General features: G+C 38.0%; 12 protein-coding genes. 5 read left to right on the top strand and 7 right to left on the bottom strand.

The features are described from left to right. From E0Y80_RS09745 to E0Y80_RS09725, 5 genes are all read right to left on the bottom strand, one after another. Nucleotides 1-1,491: an aryl-sulfate sulfotransferase gene (locus E0Y80_RS09745; protein ID WP_156307483.1), complete on the bottom strand. Its 1,491-nt coding sequence runs from the start codon at nucleotides 1,489-1,491 to the stop codon at nucleotides 1-3. 3 nt (nucleotides 1,492-1,494) lie between these two features. Continuing rightward, nucleotides 1,495-3,069: a RagB/SusD family nutrient uptake outer membrane protein gene (locus E0Y80_RS09740; RefSeq protein WP_197091545.1), complete on the bottom strand. Its 1,575-nt coding sequence runs from the start codon at nucleotides 3,067-3,069 to the stop codon at nucleotides 1,495-1,497. Between the two features lie 13 nt (nucleotides 3,070-3,082). After that, nucleotides 3,083-6,391: a SusC/RagA family TonB-linked outer membrane protein gene (locus E0Y80_RS09735; protein WP_156307482.1), complete on the bottom strand. Its 3,309-nt coding sequence runs from the start codon at nucleotides 6,389-6,391 to the stop codon at nucleotides 3,083-3,085. A gap of 221 nt (nucleotides 6,392-6,612) precedes the next feature. Then, nucleotides 6,613-7,770: a FecR family protein gene (locus E0Y80_RS09730; protein ID WP_156307481.1), complete on the bottom strand. Its 1,158-nt coding sequence runs from the start codon at nucleotides 7,768-7,770 to the stop codon at nucleotides 6,613-6,615. Nucleotides 7,771-7,828: 58 nt separating this feature from the next. Next, nucleotides 7,829-8,395, bottom strand: a complete 567-nt coding sequence (locus E0Y80_RS09725; protein ID WP_156307480.1) for an RNA polymerase sigma-70 factor — start codon at nucleotides 8,393-8,395, stop codon at nucleotides 7,829-7,831. A 169-nt stretch (nucleotides 8,396-8,564) separates the two neighbouring features. Between E0Y80_RS09725 and E0Y80_RS09720 the strand changes: the two genes are divergently transcribed. Continuing rightward, nucleotides 8,565-11,903 (top strand): DEAD/DEAH box helicase, encoded by a 3,339-nt coding sequence (locus E0Y80_RS09720; RefSeq protein ID WP_156307479.1) that lies wholly within the window; start codon nucleotides 8,565-8,567, stop codon nucleotides 11,901-11,903. Here the strand turns inward: E0Y80_RS09720 and E0Y80_RS09715 are convergent. Both E0Y80_RS09715 and E0Y80_RS09710 read right to left on the bottom strand, forming a co-directional pair. Then, nucleotides 11,898-12,140, bottom strand: a complete 243-nt coding sequence (locus E0Y80_RS09715; protein ID WP_156307478.1) for an Ada metal-binding domain-containing protein — start codon at nucleotides 12,138-12,140, stop codon at nucleotides 11,898-11,900. The genes E0Y80_RS09720 and E0Y80_RS09715 overlap by 6 nt on opposite strands. A 1-nt stretch (nucleotide 12,141) precedes the next feature. Continuing rightward, the gene (locus tag E0Y80_RS09710) at nucleotides 12,142-12,855 is read right to left on the bottom strand and encodes a 2OG-Fe(II) oxygenase (RefSeq protein ID WP_156307477.1); all 714 of its coding nucleotides are present in this window, start codon (nucleotides 12,853-12,855) and stop codon (nucleotides 12,142-12,144) included. A gap of 195 nt (nucleotides 12,856-13,050) precedes the next feature. On the opposite strand from E0Y80_RS09710, the gene E0Y80_RS09705 reads away from it, so the two are divergent. From E0Y80_RS09705 to E0Y80_RS09690, 4 genes are all read left to right on the top strand, one after another. Beyond that, nucleotides 13,051-15,027, top strand: coding sequence for an ATP-binding protein (locus E0Y80_RS09705; protein WP_156307476.1), 1,977 nt, complete (start codon nucleotides 13,051-13,053; stop codon nucleotides 15,025-15,027). Nucleotides 15,028-15,305: 278 nt separating this feature from the next. Further along, a complete protein-coding gene (locus tag E0Y80_RS09700) occupies nucleotides 15,306-18,605 on the top strand; it encodes a SusC/RagA family TonB-linked outer membrane protein (RefSeq protein WP_156307475.1) in 3,300 nt (1,099 codons plus the stop codon). Nucleotides 18,606-18,613: 8 nt separating this feature from the next. Further along, on the top strand, nucleotides 18,614-20,206 hold the full coding sequence (locus tag E0Y80_RS09695) for a RagB/SusD family nutrient uptake outer membrane protein (protein WP_156307474.1): 1,593 nt from the start codon (nucleotides 18,614-18,616) through the stop codon (nucleotides 20,204-20,206). A 125-nt stretch (nucleotides 20,207-20,331) separates the two neighbouring features. Beyond that, nucleotides 20,332-21,273 carry a glycoside hydrolase family 43 protein gene (locus E0Y80_RS09690; protein WP_156307473.1) on the top strand — a complete coding sequence of 314 codons (942 nt, stop codon included), beginning with the start codon at nucleotides 20,332-20,334 and terminating at the stop codon, nucleotides 21,271-21,273. Nucleotides 21,274-21,275: the final 2 nt, after the last annotated feature.

Below are 21,275 nucleotides of genomic sequence, written 5' to 3'. Positions count from 1 at the left end.
TTAATTAGATTTTATTCTAAAATTTGCCCAAAAACTTTCAGGCACTTCTACAGCTCGATAAGGTATGAAATGACTATTTAATTCCCAGAGAACTTTTCCCTGCTTATCGGTAACTATGGCACTTCCTGTTTTGGAGCTCGTCTGTAGGATATTTCCTTTGCCGATTAAAAATGCACTCCCCATTCTGGCAGTGTATTGTTTGATGGGCAATGGTGCTTGGTAAGTTCTTTTTGCTACCATGTTTTTGCTATCCAGGCTAAAGGCAATTGCCCTAGATCTTTTCTGAAGCTTCGCTGTATCCTGTGGGGCATAATCTCCATTGTCAAATAAGAGCAAATCCCCGTCCTTCGTTATATGAGGGGCATGTTGGAAATAAAAATAATCTTTAGGGTCCATTTTAAAATCCCCGTTTTTACCTAATTTCCAAACAATCTTTCCCGTAGTCGGATTAATCTTCCAAACCTGGTTTTCAATAGGCGAGGAGGTCAGGTAATTTCCATCTTTATCAAATGAAATGGTATTAAAATGGAAGCGATCATGTTTGAAACTATCCAATCGGGCATCCTTTTGAATATCCCAATCTGTCCAGGGTGTCCATTTATGTTGAATGTTTCCTAAACTGTCAATTCTTACAATAGCGTCACCCCAAAGTGTATCTTTCTTGGAATTGGGACGATCATCTATTCTAAAATCTCTAACGACCGCATATATTTCATTCAGATTGTTCATCTGAACATCATGATGCATGATGATCCCTTTTTCTTGTAGGTTGCATCGCCAAAGTACTTTCCCTGTCTGTGAGATTTCCACTAATTCAGTTCCGCCCATAAAACCAAGTCTTCCGCTCCGTAAGTAATATCTTTGTGGAAGGGCTTTCCCTTCTTTCTTGGTAGGTTCCTTCTTAAATTCATCTTTGTTTGCCGGAGCTAACAGTGCAAGAATGGTACCTCGAGGAGTTAAAGATGCTAATCTAACACCCATCTTATCGTCTTGCCAATACCATCTCACTGTACCCTTTCCGTCTACAATCGAAATATTTCCCGGATAACCTCGAAAGCAAAGCATGATCAGGTCATCTCCCAATGCTTTTGCATCATGAGGGTGTTTTTCCTTAATCCAGTTATGGACCATCCATGGCGATTGCTCTCTAGTTTCAAAACTCATTTGTTTGGACTTAACTGGAAACCATTTATCGATAACAACTTGATAATTGTATTTTGTAGAAGGTTCGAGTAATAGTAAATTAATCAGATGGATATCACTTGATTTAGTTAGGGGAGTTCTGAACCTTTCAGTTTCTCCTTCTTTCCAGTATTCTAGGTACAAAGGTGCCGATGTATTAAGTTTTATCCTGACATCTTCCTTGATCGATTGATTATCTGGTGAACTTAAAGATATTTCTTGAATTTCAACACGTTGGCTAAAATAGTAGTAACCGCCTAAAACGGCTACTACCAATATAATTAGGAAAACAATAATTTTAATTCTCATCGATTATTTAGGAATTCTACTTGCGTTAGCACTAGACATTTCTTGGTGTTGACGGGCCTCATCCAATGGGTAAGGGAAATAACGCAATGCTGCAGTAGCAACTGGTTTTAATCCTCTTGACTGCAAATATTCATTGGTTACTTTCTCATACCTTCCTAATCGGATTAAATCTTGACGACGTTTGTATTCAAATACAAATTCAAATCCTCGCTCATCAACCAAAGCATCGATCATCGCTTCTTTCGATCCTGGAACAGGGAAGCTGGCGTGCTTTCCATATTCTGGTGCTCCTGCACGCGCTCTAACTTCATTGATATATGGCAATGCCGCCTGAGGTCCATTCAATGCATTCTCTATCTCTGCCTTACAAAGGATAACGTCTGCAATTCTGAATACCTGTATAGTTCTTCCGTCCAGATAAGAATTGTTCGTCATATCGTAAGAGTACTTCTTCGTCGCTACGTTTTGTAATAACTTAACGGTGTCGCTTGGTGGGGCAGTTTGACCTAATTTAGGCATCATATAAAAGAATCCATGCGTTGTATTCTTGTCCCTAGGTGCCAGTCCTTCATAATCATAATAAAAGAATTTCTTGCGAGGGTCCAAATCACTGTATTTCCTCCAGAACTGAAGAGATACCCCATAATATTGCCATCTGTCAGGAACCTCCCTGTTGTCTGATGGACCAAAGTGGTTGGTAATTTCTCCTCCGTTCAAAGTCGGTTCATGTAGAATACCGAAGATTAAGCCCATATCAACTTTATTGTTATCGGACCACTCATTCTTGAAATCAGGATTCAAACGATACACACCTTTTGATCGTAACGCTAATACCTCATCGATTAATGGTTTTGCCTTGTCATACTTATGCGATCGCATATACATTTTGCCAAGTAAGGTTAAGGCTGCTCCTTTGGTAGCACGACCAATACCTAAATCTGCTGACCATTTCTCTGGTAAGTTGTCAATTGCATATTGACAATCCTGTGTGATTAAGTTTTCTACCTCTTCAACTGGAGCCAATGGAAGATTATGGCTCTCCGAAGGATTCTGAACTTCTGTAATTAAGGGAACGGGACCAAATGCATCTGTAAGATCCATATAGGACAACGCTCTTAAAAATCGAGCTTGTGCTATCACCTGTTTTTTCTTTGCATCTCCAATCGCTACATTTTCGATATTCGAAAGAAGCATATTCGAATTACTGATAACCTGATACATGTTCTGGTAATTAAATTTAAAATACCGATTGTTATCATCATAGGTCAAATTGCTCATTTTCGTAGGATCTCCTGCAGCAGTAGAAAAACCCATGTCTGTAGAATAGTCCGTAATCATGACTAAATAACCCGCATAATACAGATATGCATCTCCTGGATATGGAGATAAACTTGCATAAACGCCTGTCAATGCAGCGTCAATGTCACTCTCCGAGGAATACGCATTCTTGGTAGTTAAGTCGCTATAAAGTTTAGGCTCCAATTTGGTGCAGCTAATTGTGCTGCTCAAACACATAGATGCAATGGCAATTGCACCTAAGGATTTATATATATTTTTTGAAAGATATTTCATTTTCATAATTGTATTTAGATTAGAAATTGGCACTTACTCCAAACGTAAATGAACGCATCGATGGATAAGAGTTGAAGTCTAGACCGGCACCTGCATTTGCTGTCTGCGGATTTCCACTGTATTTCACCAAACCATCATTCTCGTAGGCTTTCGTATCTACTTCCGGATCCCATCCGCTATACTTGCTTATGGTAAATAAATTTTCTCCCATGACATAAACCCTTAATGATCGGATTGCCTTCGTCTTAAATGGAACCGTGTAACCTAGGGTAACATTTCTTAAACGAAGAAAGGATGCATTTTCAATAAAGTGATCATTGATATAACCGCCATATTTGGAATAAAAGAAACCATTTCTCGGTAAGTCAGTATCCTGATTCTGAGGCGTCCAACGGTTCAATGCCTCCTCGGTACGCTTCCACTCCATGTTCATCCGGGTCATATTCAATAAGTCACTGCCGATATTTCCATAAATAAATGCAGTCAAATCAAAGTTTTTGTAGGATAGGTTATTCGTTAAACCAAACGTCATCTTTGGATATGCCGAACCAATAATGGCACGATCCGCAGAACTGATTGTTCCATCATTATTCATATCCTTGAACTTAGGATCTCCAGCTTTTGAATTTGGCTGGGGAGCATAATTTTCCCCCTCTTGGATAACACCTAAATAGGTATAACCAAATAATGATCCCAACGGTTGACCTTCCCGAATAATAGCATAGGCCTCCTCAGATACCGTACCGATTGGTTTTGAAGACGTCAAAAGGATGTCGTTCTGCCCGCCAAGTGACAAAACCTTATTACGGTTCATCGAAATATTTAATTTGGTATCCCAGGTAAAGTCACCCACAAAGTTTTTACTGTTTAAGGCGAATTCTAAACCTTTATTCTCAACCGACCCAACATTACTCTGACCAGAACTATATCCTGTATAGTAAGGCAATGTAACTTTAATCAATAAGTCAGAAGTTTTCTTGTAATATGCATCTACCGTAAGGGAAAGGCGGTCATTTAAAAACGCCATATCTAATCCAGCATTGAATTGGGACGTAGTTTCCCAACGTAGTTTTGTGTTCTCCGGAGAATTTGGATTTAATGTGGTTCCGGAGTTATTGGTCTTGCCATCAAATGTATAGTGTGAATTGCTTACCAAGCCATAGGATGCATAATCCGCAATTCGTTCATTACCAGTTCGACCATATCCTAAACGTAACTTAAAGTCAGTAAAGAATGTTTGATCCTGCATAAAGGATTCATTGATCGCCTTCCATGCAAACGCCGCAGATGGAAATGTTCCCCATTGGTTCTCTGAACCAAATCGAGATGAACCATCACGACGAACTGTTGCAGTTAATAAATATCTATCATCGTATGAATAATTTACACGACCAAAAACGGATGCCATCATGTTTTCAGATCGATAGGAGTTAACTCCTGTAATCGTTGAGGCAGCACCTAAATTATAATATTTAAATAAGTCCGTGGAAAATCCGTAAACATCAATACCTTTTCGATTGTTCGTGAATTTTTCGTAAGCATAACCTCCCATTGCACTAAAATTGTGCTTTTCGTTAAACGTTTTGTTATAGGTTACGAATAAATCAAATAGATTATGTGTTAGGCTGTAATCGGCAACGCGTGCAACACCATCATCGATACTTCCTTGGTATGATTCCCGACTTAGGTATGACCCCAATTCATCCTTGGTTATCTCAGTTCCTGCGTCCATACGAATCGTAATATCTTGGATTGGTTTTACTTCTAAGAATAGGTTTCCATTCAATTTATCACGTTGTACATCATTGGTTCTTGACATTAAGTTCGCTAAAGGGTTGTCTCCTTTACCTCCCGGAGGACGACCAAAGGTTCCGTCTGGATTATAAACTGGAACAGTTGGATCATATGTCAAAATCCCATAAAGTACATTCGAGTTTAATATGTTTCCATCATAAACCTGAATGTTTGAGTTCTCCCGCTGTGCGAAAATGGTAGCGCCTGCCTTGATATAGTCATTTACAGTTTGGTCAACATTTACTCGGCCAGAAATCCTTGAAAAATCAGTGTTTTTCAAAATACCTGCTTGGTCAAAATATCCTATACTACTTAATACCTTGGTTTTCTCACCTCCTCCGGTAAATTGTAAATTATGACTTTGTAAGATTCCTCGCCTGGTAGTTGCAGTAACCCAATCCGTATTCACATCTGACTCTAACTGTGATTTTGTATAGGCTCCAAACTCCTGGCTCTCCTGACCATCAATTTCCTTATATAGCGCATTTGCCAATAACATATAATTTTGTCCATTCAACATTTTAAAAGGACTATATGGCTTTTGGGTACCGACATAACCTGTATAGGCAATGTTATTCTCCCCAGCTTTACCTCTTTTTGTAGTAATTAAAACCACCCCATTGGCACCACGTGAACCATAAATTGCAGTAGCCGAAGCGTCCTTTAATATCTCCATAGAGGCGATATCATCTGGATTAATGTTTACACCATTATTACTTGGGAAACCATCAATGACATAAAGCGGCTCATTGGTACTACTGATTGAGTTGACACCACGGATACGAATCGAAATACTTCCACCTGGTGCCTTGGAGTTCTGTGTGACCACAACCCCTGCGGCCTTCCCTTGAAGTGCTTGACCGACATTGCTAACCGCTCCGCCCTTTGTTAATTCATCACCCTTTAAGGAAGTTATCGAACCTGTCAAATCCCCCCGTCGTTGCTGTCCATATCCAACCACCACAACCTCTTCTAAGTCAGATTCCGAAAATTCTAACTTAATTTCAATGGCAGAGGATGAATAAGCAACTTCCGCAGGACTATATCCCAACATTCGAATTGTAAATATGGCCGAGCTATTGGACACGGTTAAACTAAAATTACCTTGAGCATCCGTTTGTGCTGCATTTGAGGTACCCTTTTCTGTAACCGTGGCCCCTGCAATGGCTGCACCAAATTGACTGTCAATAACTTTTCCCCGCATGGTCAATTGTTGACCCTCTACATTTGTATTCGTTATTGTTGGATTTCCATTTCTTACGACAACAGTATTTTCATGAATCGTGAAGTCAAAATTGTTGTCCCTCAAAAGTTTATTTAGAGAAGTCTTTAGCGTGACATTTTTAAAGTCAACATCTGAAATAACATTCTTTAAAAGTCCTTCTTGATATATAAAACGATAGCCGGTCTGTTCGGTGATGGTCTTCAATGCCTGCTCTACCTTCACATTTTTTCCTTTTAATGTGATCTGAGCATGGGTGGATCCATATGAAACCATGAAAGATGCTGCAAGTAATAGTCCAGTGAGTTTCATTTTAATTAGATTGTTCAAAAGCCGATCCTTGTCCTTGAAGCATAGAACCCCTTTTGAATAAAAAGATTTATTCATAATTTGCTGAAGATTTAATGGTTTTTAATTAAACTATGTAAACTGAGCAGGGGTATTGCCGTACCTCTGCTTCATTTTTATAATAATATGCTACGCTGTTTCTTTTTGGCCTCCTTATTTTAGGTTTTTATCGGAGAATAAGGATATTATTCTATGTACAAATCATCATTCTCAATTCTGAAATTATAATTAGTTAGATCCTTAAGTACATTGCAAACTTCTGCTAATGAGGTATGCTTTGATATGCTACCGAAGTATCGTGTTTGGTTTATTTTCTTATTGTAATTGATGTTCACCCCATACCAACGTTTTACCTCTTCCAAAATCTGATTTAAGTTTTTGTTGTCGAAATAGAAGTATCCGTTTTTCCATGCTAAGGCTTCTTCCATATTCAGAATTGGGCCAACTTTCATCATTTGGCCTGTAATTTCAACCTCTTCTCCTGCATTTAAGTCTATTTCACCATCTTTCGCAGAAACTTTCACCTTCCCCTCAATTAACTTTACGTTAAAATCCTTTGAATATGAATTAACATCAAACTCGGTCCCTACAGCTTGGACTGAAACTCCGTTACTCTCTACTATAAATGGACGGTTCTTATCCTTTGCAACATCAAAATACGCCTGTCCCTCTAAAATAACCCGACGCTCATCTTTAGAAAAGTTGGCCAAATACTTAATTTTTGATTCTGCATTCACCCATACTTTTGTTCCATCACTTAGAATTACCTCATAGGTTGCCCTAATCGGTATTCTAAGTGTATGAAAAGGGTTCAGGGTATGATTAATATTTTTGTAAATCAATGTATTACTGCTCGCAATAAGTCCATTTTTTAACATTAAACTGCCTTTGATGTCGTTTAAGGAGACCGACTCTTCGCCCTCTATCTCTAAAACAGCCCCAGATTTGCCCGGTAGGATATCATTCTTCTGTCCATAAACTTTATCCTCAACGATATAGTCCTTAGTCGGACCTTGTTGCCGAATAATAAAAAATGCAATCAATAAAATGGCTGCTGCGGTTCCTAACCACCAGCTGTACTTGTAAATGCCAGAACGCTTTTTGCTGTAAAGTTCTGGGTTGTTGGCTTGAAATTTAGATAACTCTTGGTCAACGTCAATACGACCAATTGCATAAGGAACTTCTAATATTCCATCTTGGATAGTTTTCTCTATAACTGCCTTTGAATCGGGATACTTTTCTAATAATTCTTGGAAAATAAGCTCCTGTTTGGCAGTGAGCTCATTGCCTTTAACTATTTCTGCAGCCAATTCTGCCAAAAGAATTTTGTCTTCTGATATCATAATTCGTCTATAAGTAACTTAAAAAGAAAAAAAGGGTGACTAAAAAAGATGATTTTTATTAAAAAAGACGTAAGTGGCTGTAAATCAACCATAATATTTTAATAAAAAATATAAAGGTGAGGACTGCCAAAAATTTTGATTTAAGGTATTTCAGGGCTCGTTGTCTTTGGGTTTTTACGGTATTTATGCTGAGATCCATTTCGTCGGCAACTTCTTCGTAACTCTTTTCCTCCAAATAAATCAATTCGCAAATCCGTTTACATTGTTTGGGTAAACGAGATAGTTCTTTGTGAAGTTCTCCGAAAATCTCCGCCTTAATCAGTTCATTTAAATAATCCGAATGCTCCAAACCATCCGAAACGGACTCATTCTGTATTCTATGGCCTATATTTCTATGCCTGACATGGTTCAAGCAAATATTCCTAACAGATCCATATAGAAAACTCTTAATTGATATTTCGGGTTTCTCTAAAACCTCCTTATTTTGTGACAGGACAATAAAAGCCTCTTGTACCATATCCTCTGCAACACCCTCGCTTCCTATTATCGAATGTGCATATGAACATAGCCGAACAAAATAGTCCTTAAAAATCCTGTCAAATTGGTCCATTATTCTGATGAACAAATAATTTAATTAGTTCGTGTAGTAATCTTGAGATACTAATTTAACATACATTTTTGGTATTTTTATAGTTGCTTAAATTCTTGTATCAATTTATCCCCGAGAATCTTGTCCGAGATCGAAATTTTATTAATCTATTTTTCGTATCCTTACTTCTCAATAAACACAATGCATGGGGCATCAAGGGGATTATGTAATTCAGCATTCCAATATCAGTAAACTTTCTTTGTTTGAATTACTCAAGCATGTAGATCATGCTGGTTTTATGGAGAATCGAAACTTTAAAAACGTTTACCCCATAACACTCAATTTGAACTTAGGTGTTTTTTCAAAATCAGATCCAGGTAAACCCTATCCCTCCGTGGTTGTACGCCAAGTTGGAGATTCAATTGTTGCATCTTGTACCTGTAACCACGCAGCCAAAAAAATGTGTGAACATCAAGGGGAGATTATTTATAGTATTATTGAAGAAAAAAACTTCCGTATCTTCTTTGATGACCAACTGAGACATTCAATCCTTGAACAGCATGCCAAACCCTATGGTCTTGAAAATGAAAAAAAACTAGATGATTATTTTGAAATTAAATATCATGAGAGATCGCTTGTTATTGAACCCAAAATAAAAGGCTTAATCCCTGCCGCTAAACCTGAGTTAAGGAATGATTTAATCCCTAGGCAACAATCCAAATTTAAGAGACTTGCTCATCAGGAATCTGCAAAAAAGAGAATATTACTGATCAGTAAACATAGATATTATAATCAGCTCAATTTTCTGCTGATGGAAGCGGAAACAACAAAGGCAGGAAAGGTCAAAAATCCTATCGATAATCTGGATCCAATACCTTTAATTTGGAGCAGTGAAGATCCCAATGTGCTTAAATTTTATACCGCTATATACAATTTCCAAAACAAGTTTACGGATGATCAATTAGAGTCGGATATCGATGCATTAAATCTAATCGTGAAAAACCCTCTGAATCTTGAGGTTTTCCTCCATGACAGAAATATCTCTGAGAATGTAACCCTGAAATCAATCAGCCCAGTTAATTTAAAATTTTTAAGACCTGAAGTAATTCTTAACGTATTCAAAAAGGAACCTTATTATGAAATCACTGCTGACCTTTTAGTAAATGATAAATCAATTTCCTTCAATGATTTGACCATAAAAAATGATTACTTTTTGTTCTTCAAAAAAACAATGTATTTAATCGATAACCTTGATTTAATGCGTGTTATCAAATATTTCAGGTCGAATAATGAAATTATGTTGTTGCATCCTTCAAAGTATGATCAATTTCTGGAAACCGTCCTAGCTCCTTTAGAGCAAATTCTGAAAATTAATTACACCTTCATCAAAGCAGCGACTCCTGTACAGTTAAAGGAAAAAGACTATACACTATCTAAGATAATTTATTTACAACAGGAAGGTAGTTATGTTTCCATTACACCTGTAATGGCTTACGGTGAAATTGAAGTTCCCTTATATTCTCATAAACAGATTTTTGACAAAGACCTTAATGGAAATGTGTTCAAATTGAAAAGAAATCTTGATGCTGAAGAGCGCTTTATTTCATCTATTATAGACAAACATCCTGAATTTAGGGAACAATTAAATGAACCGCAATACTTCTACCTGCATAAAAATAAATTCTTGGATGCAGATTGGTTTATTGAAACTTTCGAACATTGGCGAAACGACAATATCACTATTTTAGGTTTTAATGAACTGAATAAAAACAATATTAACCCCAATAAGGCAAAAATTACTGTGGAGATTATTTCTGGAATAGATTGGTACAATGCGAAACTGAAAGTGAATTTTGGAGAGCATCAAGCATCATTGAAGCAGATTCACCGATCTATCCGTAATAAAAGCAAATTTGTCCTCCTGGATGACGGTAGCCATGGTATTATACCTGATGAATGGCTCGCCAAAATCGTGCAATATTTTAGAATAGGGGAGATGAATCAGGACTTTATTACCATTCCAAAGATCAATTTCTCCGAAGTGGAAGAATTGTTTGGCAATGAACTGTTGAGTACAGAAGTACAACATGAAATAGAATTGTTAAAAAGAGAGTTTGCAGATGATTATCGGATCCCTCATATTGAAGTGCCTATAGGATTAAATACAAAGCTTCGTAATTACCAACATCAGGGATTGAATTGGATGAACTTTCTTGATGACCATAACTTTGGCGGTTGTTTGGCAGATGATATGGGGCTTGGAAAAACAATTCAGGTTATTGCATTTATACTTTCCCAAAAAGAGAAACATGGCCCTCAACCAAATCTGATCGTGGTCCCTACTTCTTTGCTGTTTAATTGGACAGAGGAAATAGAAAAATTTGCCCCATCCTTAAAGATTTGGAAACATTATGGACCCGACAGGAATAAAAGCACTAAAGCATTTGAAAACCACGATGTGATTTTAACTACATATGGGATGTTGCTTTCAGATATTCGCTTTCTCAAAGAGTTTAAATTCAACTATATCTTCCTGGATGAATCGCAAGCGATAAAAAACCCTAACTCTGAACGATATAAGGCAGCCCGACTCCTAAATGCAAGAAACAGAATCGTCTTGACAGGTACTCCTGTTGAAAATAATACCTTCGACATCTATGGTCAGCTTTCTTTTGCTTGTCCGGGCCTTCTTGGAAGTAAGCAATTCTTTAAGGACACTTATGCGATCCCAATAGATCAATTCCAATACAGCAAAAGAGCAGTCGAACTACAAGAAAAGATTCAACCTTTTGTCCTTCGAAGAACCAAAAAGCAAGTGGTTAAGGAACTTCCTGAAAAAACGGAAATGCTTATTTACTGTGAAATGGATAGTGAACAGCGAAAGATCTATGAATCTTATGAAGCACAATTGCGGGAGTTTATTGCTGCAAATGAAGAAAATGATATCCAGGATAACAGTATGCACGTCCTTGCTGGATTAACGAAATTAAGGCAGATATGTAATTCGCCAATTCTGTTAGGAGATGGTCATTCGGGTGATAATGCCGTAAAGATAAAGGTGCTACTTGAACAAATTGAAAATAAGTCTCAGGATCATAAAATTCTGGTTTTCTCTCAATTTGTTGGGATGTTGGACTTGATCAAAATAGAATTAGAATCTAAGGGTATACCTTTTGAATACCTTACCGGTCAAACAAAAAATCGTGGCAACAAAGTGCATAATTTTCAGAATAATCAAGAAGTACGGGTATTTTTGATAAGCCTAAAAGCAGGAGGGGTGGGACTCAATCTAACTGCAGCAGATTATGTCTATTTAGTGGATCCATGGTGGAATCCTGCCGCTGAAAATCAGGCAATAGATCGTTCCTATAGAATCGGACAAAACAAAAATGTTGTTGCTGTTCGATTGATTTGTTCCAACAGTATCGAAGAAAAAATAATGAAACTCCAAGATAGGAAAAGTAAGCTTGCTCAGGATTTGGTACAGACCGAAAACTCATTTTTCAATAATTTAAGTAAGGATGAATTATTAGGATTGCTATAGACATTTCGTCCATTCCAAATATTTCTTGTGCATACAGCTCCCACAAGGACGAAAACCATGTTCAAGAGCATCTTCCTCCGTTTCAAAAAATACTCGGTTTACTCTTTTCATCCTTTTCCCTGATTTACAGTCCAGTGTGCCATATATCTTTAAATGCTGATTGCCTCCAGATTTTATTGCCCCAGATCTAATTAAGGTTCTGAGCTTTTCGTCCGAAATGTTTTGATGTTCGATCATATTAACTTAATGCATCATGAAAGATAATTCCCAATGTATGTCTAATTCCAGTCTTGACCTCACTGACACCATGTTTCATATTTACCCGATAATATCCCTTACTTCCCCTTTCAGGCTTGAAATTCGTCGTAAATATTAATGCATCTCCTTGCTTGGGTTTTAGTACAATCGCCTTGGATTGGGCGCGAGGAACCTGCTGTGTTATCACAAATTCACCACCCGTATAATCTTCTTCAGGCTTATTTAAACATAAAACCATTTGGAGCGGAAAAAAAACCTCTCCATATAAATCTTGATGCAAAGTGTTGAATCCCCCTTCAGAATATCGAAGAATTAATACAGTCGCCTCATGTTGACCATTGGCTTTACATTCATTTATTAACTCCGAATGTTCCATGGGAAACATTTTATTGAGCTTCAATGCGCTAAACCATTCATTTGCTATTGGTGCAAGGTATGGGTAGACCCCCTTTCGCAAATTATCAATGATGGACGGAAGCGGATAGTTAAAGTATTTGTACTCCCCTAAACCAAATCGATATCGTGCCATCACTACCGTTTTTCTGTATAATTCCTCCTGTTGATATAGATTGATTATGTCTTTACATTCTGACTCTGTTAATAGTTGCTCAATGACTGCATACCCTTTTTGATGCATCGAATCCCTAATTAAATTCCAATCTAAATCCGCTATTTTTTGTGACAGTTCAATCATCTTAATCCTTATAATTTCTCAAAACTAAATTTCTGAATTTCTCAACCCATAAAAAATCCGAATGTTGCTGTGTTTTCTCTAAATTTTAATTCCTTCTAAAATTTATAAGACCTGATTCCCTTGAACATTTCGTCCTAATTCAATATCTTAGTTATGACACAACTATGTATAAGTAAAAACTGACTGTTCTCTTTTATGAAATACCTAATCCTACTTTGCTGTCTTCTTTGTTCTGGAATCAAATCTAATGCACAGCTACCTGTCAAACTGGTGGAGGATGGCCCTTATCTGCAGAAGTTGGAACAAAGACTTATGGAGGGAAAAACGGACAGCGCCAAGGCCATGACCGCTTTTCGGCTCGCTAATTTCTATAAAAAGTACGGAAATATGGATTTGGCAAAACAACGCCTTCAACAGGGTATATCCCTCGCAAAAGGGGATAACTTTCTCGTGGGGGCATCAAAATACTTTGAAGCTTATCTTGAGTTGGGGGTTGTAGATTTTCCAACCATTGAGACCAAGATAAATCTTGGAGATAGTCTTTTAAAAACCGTAAACCATTTTGAATCAAAAAAAGCGCAATCCGGAATATGGTTAATCAGGGGTATTATCCAACAATTGACCGGAAACGAAAAAGGTGGGTTAGAGGCCTATATCAATCATGCTCTTCCACTGGCCATCGAATCTAAAGATAAATTTACAGAAGGAAATGCCAATAAGTTTGTCGCTACCAGCTTGATTAATGCTAAGGAGCGCAAAAGAGCAAATGAATACCTGAAAAAAGCCCTTCACCTTTTTAAAGAAGCGCCTTCAGAAAGTGAAATAACAAAATTGGAAGGTATTCTTGAGGTTACCCTGATCCTCGCCGAAAATAATATATATCTCGAGGAATATCCCGAAAGTAAAATGTATTTAGATGCTGCACATTCTGTCCTCAGAGATTATCCGAAATCCAATGTTTTCTTAATTTATTATTATCCTGAAGGTGTTTATTATGAAAAAATAGGTGATTACGAGCAGGCATTAAAAAGCTTTAACAAAGCAATAGCATTTCAAGGTGGAATACAGGAGAACTTTTATATCAATCGCTCCAAATTCGCGAAGTTCCACACCTTAAGGTTAATGGGAAGGAACAATGAAGCTATAGATGTAATGCAAGACCTGCTTAAAAGTACAATCCTCCTACCGGCCGATCGCAACTCTTATGCAAACCTATTGGCCGAAGCCTATGCGCAGGTGGGTAACATGCAGGCAGCTTATGAATGGTCTCAAAAATATATTGCCATTAGTGACAGCCTGCATACTGCAGGATATAAAAAGGATATGTTGGATATGGAAACCAAATATCAAACTGCAGAAAAAGAACAGAAGATAAACCAATTACAGGCAGAAAATAAAGCCGCTGAACTGGTTCAAAAGAACCAAAGTCTTTGGGTTTGGCTCCTAGCTGTAGGCGCCGCAGTTTTTTTATTGGCCATTCTTTATCTGAATGATATCCTTAAAAATCAAAAACGTGCCAATGCATTTAAGCTTAAGGAAGTGGAACAGCAGCAGGAACTCCGGGTGACTAAAGCGTTCTTGGAAGGCGAGGATAAAGAAAGGCAACGCATTGCACAGGATTTGCATGACGGACTTGGAGGCGCCTTATCGGGTATCAGGATGAAGTTGTCAGGGGTTCAGGCACAAGTGGGAAGCTCGGAAATTGAAAACTCGGTTGACCAACTCGACCGATCCATTGTCGAACTCCGAAGAATTGCCCACAATATGATGCCAGCGAATCTGCTCCGCAACGGGCTGGCGGTTGCTCTTAGAGACCTGTGCACGGCCCTTTCAAACCATAAAACCAGAATAGAACTCCAGACAGACGGTTTGGATCAAAGATTAAATCAACATTATCAAATTAATATTTATCGAATTATTCAAGAGCTCCTCGGAAATGCCCTGAAACATGCCGATGCCGATCATATTCTGGTACAATGCCTGCAAAATGAAAATCAAATCCTGATAACCGTTGAAGATAATGGTAAAGGATTTGATCTCAAGCTAGCTCAGAAATCAAATGGAATGGGATTAGGTAATATTCAAAATCGTGTAAATCTTATGAGAGGGACCTTAGATTATGACGTGATGCCGGGTGAAGGTACCATTGTGAACATTGAACTTGCCGTTTAGGGATAAAATAATTTCAAATGTTACATTAAATACATGTAATTACGACTATTTGTGTTTTATTGACTTGTAATAAATCCGATTTTACAATCAAATTTTAATTTTTATTGCTTTTTTATTCTGTTGTTATTCAAATACTTGCCTCTTAAAGGCCTAGTAGCCTTACTTTGTTCCAATTTCTTAACGATAATTTAACATTATTTGACAAATTCTGTTGAAACCTCAGAAAAATTAATAGTTTTGCACCCGAATAACAAAATTCAACCTAACAACATACTTCAATGACAAACAAAACTGCTTTAATCAAGTATTTGATTATGGCTGCAACCTTGGGAAGTGCAAGTTCATCATTTGCTCATGCAAATAATGTACACAGTCCTTGGTTACAGTCTAAACTTGAGGGGACTATCCGTGATGATAACGGGCCGGTTGCTGGTGCTTCGATCACGGTGAAGGGAACGGGGATTTCTACTTTTTCTGATGCTAACGGTCATTTTAGCTTATCAGACGTTAAAAGCGGATCTACCTTAGTAATTAGCTTCATTGGCTACAAAACACAAGAGGTAGTCATCAACAATCAAACAAACCTAAACATTAGCCTAGAATCAACGATGGCTGACCTTGATGAGGTGGTCGTAGTTGCTTATGGAACAACTAAAAAGTCTACCTTTACTGGTTCTGCATCAGTTGTGAAATCAGAACAGATTGAAAAAATCTCAGGATCTGGTTTTGCGGAAGCTCTGCAGGGTGCTAGTGCCGGTGTGAATGTAACAAACAACGAAGGTAATCCGGGTGGTGATACGCGTATCCAAATCCGTGGTATTTCCTCCATGTCGGGATCTTCAAATCCACTTTATGTTGTCGATGGAATGCCTTTCGATGGTCAATTAAACTCAATCGCTCAAAATGATATTGAGTCAATTACTGTATTGAAAGATGCAGCGGCGTCTTCTCTTTATGGTTCTCGTGCAGCAAATGGTGTTGTCGTAATTACAACTAAAAAAGGAAAATCTAGCAAGCCTCAAATCAATTTTAGATCGACTTGGGGAACAGCTGATAATGCCGTGGTAAACCCTACAAAGGCTAATCCTTATGAGCAATTGCTGAATACTTGGGAAGGTATGTACAATGACCAATTCTATAAGTATGGACTTAGCGAACAAGCCGCCGGAGACTGGGCTTCAACAAACCTTTTAGGTAAATTATTGAAGGCAGTAAAAACTACGGATGGTCAAAATTCATATGTTTCTCCATTCCAGAACATTAATGAAAACTACGTATTGCATGATGGTAAAGGTAACCCTTTCGTAAATCCAAACCTGAAAATGATCTGGAATGAAAGTGATTACGATTTCTATGGTGCTGTTTTCTCAAGAAAATTAAGACAGGATTATACCGTTGATTTAAGCGGTACAGCAAATGAAGGAAAAACAAACTATTTCCTTTCCGCAGGATACCTGGATGATAATGGTTTTGCAAGCCGCCAATACTTTAAACGTCATAATTTTAGAGCTAATGTAACTTCTCAAATTACAGATTGGTTACAGGTTGGTGGTAACTTATCCTATTCAGGTTCCAAACAGAACTTATCCGGTGCATCAAGAGCATTGGTATTTACCAATACCTTACAATCGCCTTGGTTGAGAAATGTGGATAATACGGATTGGGTTTATTCTCAAAAAACCGGTGAAAGAATGTTCGACTATGGTTCTTATACCAACAACTTCTTTGGAATTCAGGTATTGAACAATGGTGGTGATTATTGGGACAATCCTAATGATGAGTCCTTCAATAATAACATGAGAAATATGATTTCCTCAAGATTCTTTGCGGATTTCACTCTTCCATTCAATTTGAAGTTCAAAACCTCCTTGGGTATTGATAACAATATTTATAAATTCTTCGGTTATGGATCAGCGATACATGACGCGTCACAACAGGCACCTTATGGCATTACAGTTATCACCAATGGCGGTAATGCAACTAGATCCAATTCTGATACGAAGTCTGTTACTTTCAATAATATCTTAAGTTGGGAACAAAGCTTTGGACTGCATAATTTCTCAGCATTAGCAGGTCAGGAATCATACTCTAAAAACTATTATTATGATACGGCCTATGGTGAAGGTATTATGCAAATGGGGCAGTTTGAGTTAGGTTCTACAACTAGGAACTGGAGCAACAGCTCTTTGAGAGACCGTTATGCCCTATTATCTTACTTAGGTAAAATCGACTATAACTATAATAACAAGTATTTCGTGTCGGGATCTGTTCGTCGTGATGGTTCTTCAAGGTTCAGTCCGGATAACCGTTGGGGTAACTTTTTCTCAGGTGGTTTGTCCTGGAGAATCAGCCAAGAGGATTTCTTGAAAGATGCTACTTGGTTAAACAACTTATCATTACGCGCTAGTTATGGTACAACTGGTAATGATAAATTGATTATGCGTAATTCCGCGGGTATTTCTGGTGGAGAGATTCTTTATGCTTACCAAGGTGTATATTCTTCCGATGACCTGTATACTGTTGCTGGTTTAAGACCTTCGGCGGTTGCTACTCCAAATTTAATCTGGGAAAAAAACCAACAATATAACGTCGGCCTTGACTTTGGTCTATTCAACAGAATCAATGGTACAATCGAATATTACCACCGGAATGCGTTAGACTTATTGTTCTATAAGGATTTCCCATTATCGGCGCAAGTAGGTTCTGCAATTGGTCAGAACACCAACCTTGGTAACTTGACGAATAGAGGAATTGAATTTACCCTTTCCGCAGATGTAATTCGTAAAGAAAACTTCAACTGGAAAGCAGATTTCAATATTTCAACATTGAAAAACGAAATCACTTACTTGCCTACAGGAGCATTTACTTACGAAAACAGAACAGCGGGATATAAAGTAGAAGAAGGTAAATCACTTTTTGAATTCTATATGGTTAAAAATGCTGGTGTGAATACCGAAACAGGTAATATGCAGTACTATATCAAGGGAGATAATAACAATTGGGATATTACTGAAGACTATAGTTTAGTAACAACTGATGATTATCAATATGTAGGTTCTGCTCTTCCAAAGGCATTCGGTGCCTTGACAAATAGCTTCAGCTATAAAGGTCTAGACCTTTCGTTCATGCTTTACTATTCAATCGGAGGTCATATGTATGACTATGGTTATATTGAGCGTACCGCATTGCGAGGAGGGGTTGGTGTAATCCAAGACCTGGTGGAAGACAGATGGAAAAAACCCGGTGACAATGCATTATTGCCCAAATGGTCTAACGACGATTATTCAAGCACAAGAAAAGCTTCTGATTTCTATGTATTCAAAAATGATTACTTGAGATTGAGAAACGTGACTTTAGGATATAACCTTCCAAAAACATTATTGGAAAGAATGTCATTGTCCAATGTTAGAGTCTTTGTTTCAGGAGACAACCTATTAACCTTCGGTGCCGCGAAAAATAGATATTCGGATCCTGAAACTGGTTTATCCGGTAACAATTACAATGGTAGTGCAGATACTGATAATGGTATTCAAGGTTCTAGAAGAGTTTATACAGGTGGTTTACAGATCTCATTTTAATTCGAGTCATGAAAAAAGTATTTAAGAAAATTCAAATATTAGCGCTTGCCGCAGCTCTAGGATTAAATAGCGGTTGTAGTGACTTTTTGGAGACTAGTTCTTCAGTTGACACTTCGGATGAAGTTGCCTTATCCAACACTTCTGGATTACAAATGATCCTGACATCGGCTTACAAACAATTATATTTCAATAGCCAAGGGGCGGACCGTGTGTACGCGGGTCTTCCTGGCCTTCAAATGTATGTAGATTTAGGTGGTTCAGATGTACTTAGCCATACCAATATGGGCGGTAACCAATTGACGGCCTATCGTTATGAGCCCCTGAAAACGCAAGCTAATGGCCTTTCCGATGCCATTTGGTCTATGATGTATAAAGTCATCAACCAGGTGAATATCGTGATCGACAATGTGGAAACAGCACAAGGTGACCAAGCAACAAAGGATGCTATCCTGGGTCAAGCAAAAGCAATCCGTGGAATCTGTTATTTCCACCTGATCCAAAACTACCAGCAAACTTATGCCATCGCCAAACAAAAACCCGGCGTAATTTTGAGACTTTCATCTACTGAAGATCAAAACCTTCCTCGTGCAACCGTACAGGCTACTTACGACCAAATCGTGAAGGATCTGACAGAGGCGAAATCTTTGCTTAATACATTCGATCGCGAAGGTAAATGGTTCATTAATCAAGATGTCGTTACAGGTCAGTTAGCACGTGTTTATTTGGTTATGAATGATTGGTCAAAAGCACTAGCTGAATCTACTGCGCTTTACAATAAGTACCCTACATTAATGACAAAAGAACAATACCGCGGAGGTTTTGACGATGTAATCAGCAAAAACTACCCTGAAGTCGTTTGGGCAGTTAAATTTACAGATCAAAATAACCTAGGTGGTGGTACTCAGTTCAACTTTTGGTACAATCAAGATGCTAGTTATGGCGAAGGTTTTACGGATGGTCCAATCTATGCTTTCTTAGATTTCTTCGCAGACGGTAAATATGAACAACTATTCGAGAAAACTGAAGATAGATACCAATTCTGGAAAAGAACAAACAATGCAAGTGCTGAGTGGTCTACGAAATGGGCTTATGATAAGTATAAGCATTATGGAGATGGAAATGGCGCTAAACAAAGTAATACACGTCCTGAAATCTCTTTAATGAGAAGTTCTGAAATGTTGTTAATTATGGCGGAAGCATCAGCTCAGTTGAACAACGGACAGGGGTTGGCCCATTTAACAAAACTTCAAAAAGCTAGAGGTGTTAAAAATCTAACAACGGCAGCAGCTGGTACAAACTTGCTTGAAGCTATCTATGTCGAGAGAAGGAAAGAACTTCTATGTGAGGGTGTAACGGGTCTTTATGACCTGCTAAGACTGCAGAAACCTTTAATTAGGTATCAAGAAACCGCTTCTTACAAAGAAGGTCACTATACTTGGGGGGTATCTTACCTGAATGGATACGTTGCGAACTCTGCAAATCCAACTGGAACTTTCCCTTCCAATGACTATAGATTATTGTGTCAAATTCCTCAGCTGGAAATTGTTAACAATGATGCTCTATCTGAATCAGATCAGAATCCTTACAGTGGAACAAAATAATTTTTTGTTATCATGATTTTTGTAAACCCCGATTGTCTGACAATCGGGGTTTGTTTTTTGTGATTCAGAACACATATAATTTAGCTAATCTTGATTATATTTGGTTAAATCAACAAACCCAAACCATGCTTAATAAACTTTTTCCTATTATCGTATTAATTTGCTTTGCTTTTTCCACCCATGCCCAAAACCAGGATTCTGCCTATATATTCTCCTATTTTAGAGGTAATGGTGAAGATGGACTCCATTTAGCCTATAGTGAGGATGGATTAAAATGGGCGCCTTTAAAAAATGACCAATCTTTCCTGAGCCCAAAGCTAAGTCCGGATAAACTGATGCGCGATCCCTGTATCATCAAAGGTCCAGATGGATTATATCATATGGTCTGGACAGTCAGTTGGACGCAAAAGGGAATAGGCTATGCTTCTTCTAAGGACCTTATCAATTGGTCGGAACAGCTATATGTCCCGGTAATGGAACATGAAGAAAATGCAAGGAATACTTGGGCTCCCGAAATAACTTATGACCCGGTTACCAAACAATATATGATCTATTGGGCAACCACAATTACCGGAGAATTTCCGGAAACGCAAGTGGAAGCCGATAATGGTTATAACCACCGCATGTATTACACCTTAACCAAGGATTTCAAATCCTTCACCGAAACAATGCTCCTCTACGAACCCGGATTTAATTGCATCGATGCGACAATCCAAAAAAATGCAGATAAATGGATGATGGTAATCAAGGATGAAACCAGGGAACCCGCTGAAAAGAATTTGAAATTAGCTTTTGCTGACCATCTAGAAGGGCCATATTCTGAAGCGAGTGAAAAGATTACCGGTGACTATTGGGCCGAAGGTCCAACTATGATAAAAATCAATGATGAATGGCATGTTTATTTTGATCGGTACATTGACAATCATTTTGGACTCATTAAATCCAAAGACCTTAAAACCTGGACGGACGTGACTGATCAATTGGACTTCCCCAAAGGTATCAGGCATGGTACAATTTTGAAAATCTCTCAAAAGGAACTAAACAAGCTTAAAGCTGTCAAGCCTTAAAA

This window comes from Sphingobacterium endophyticum, assembly GCF_009733535.1.
Classification (GTDB): domain Bacteria; phylum Bacteroidota; class Bacteroidia; order Sphingobacteriales; family Sphingobacteriaceae; genus Sphingobacterium; species Sphingobacterium endophyticum.
Note: the sequence above shows the minus strand (reverse complement) of the source record. Positions and strands in the feature narration are given on the sequence as shown.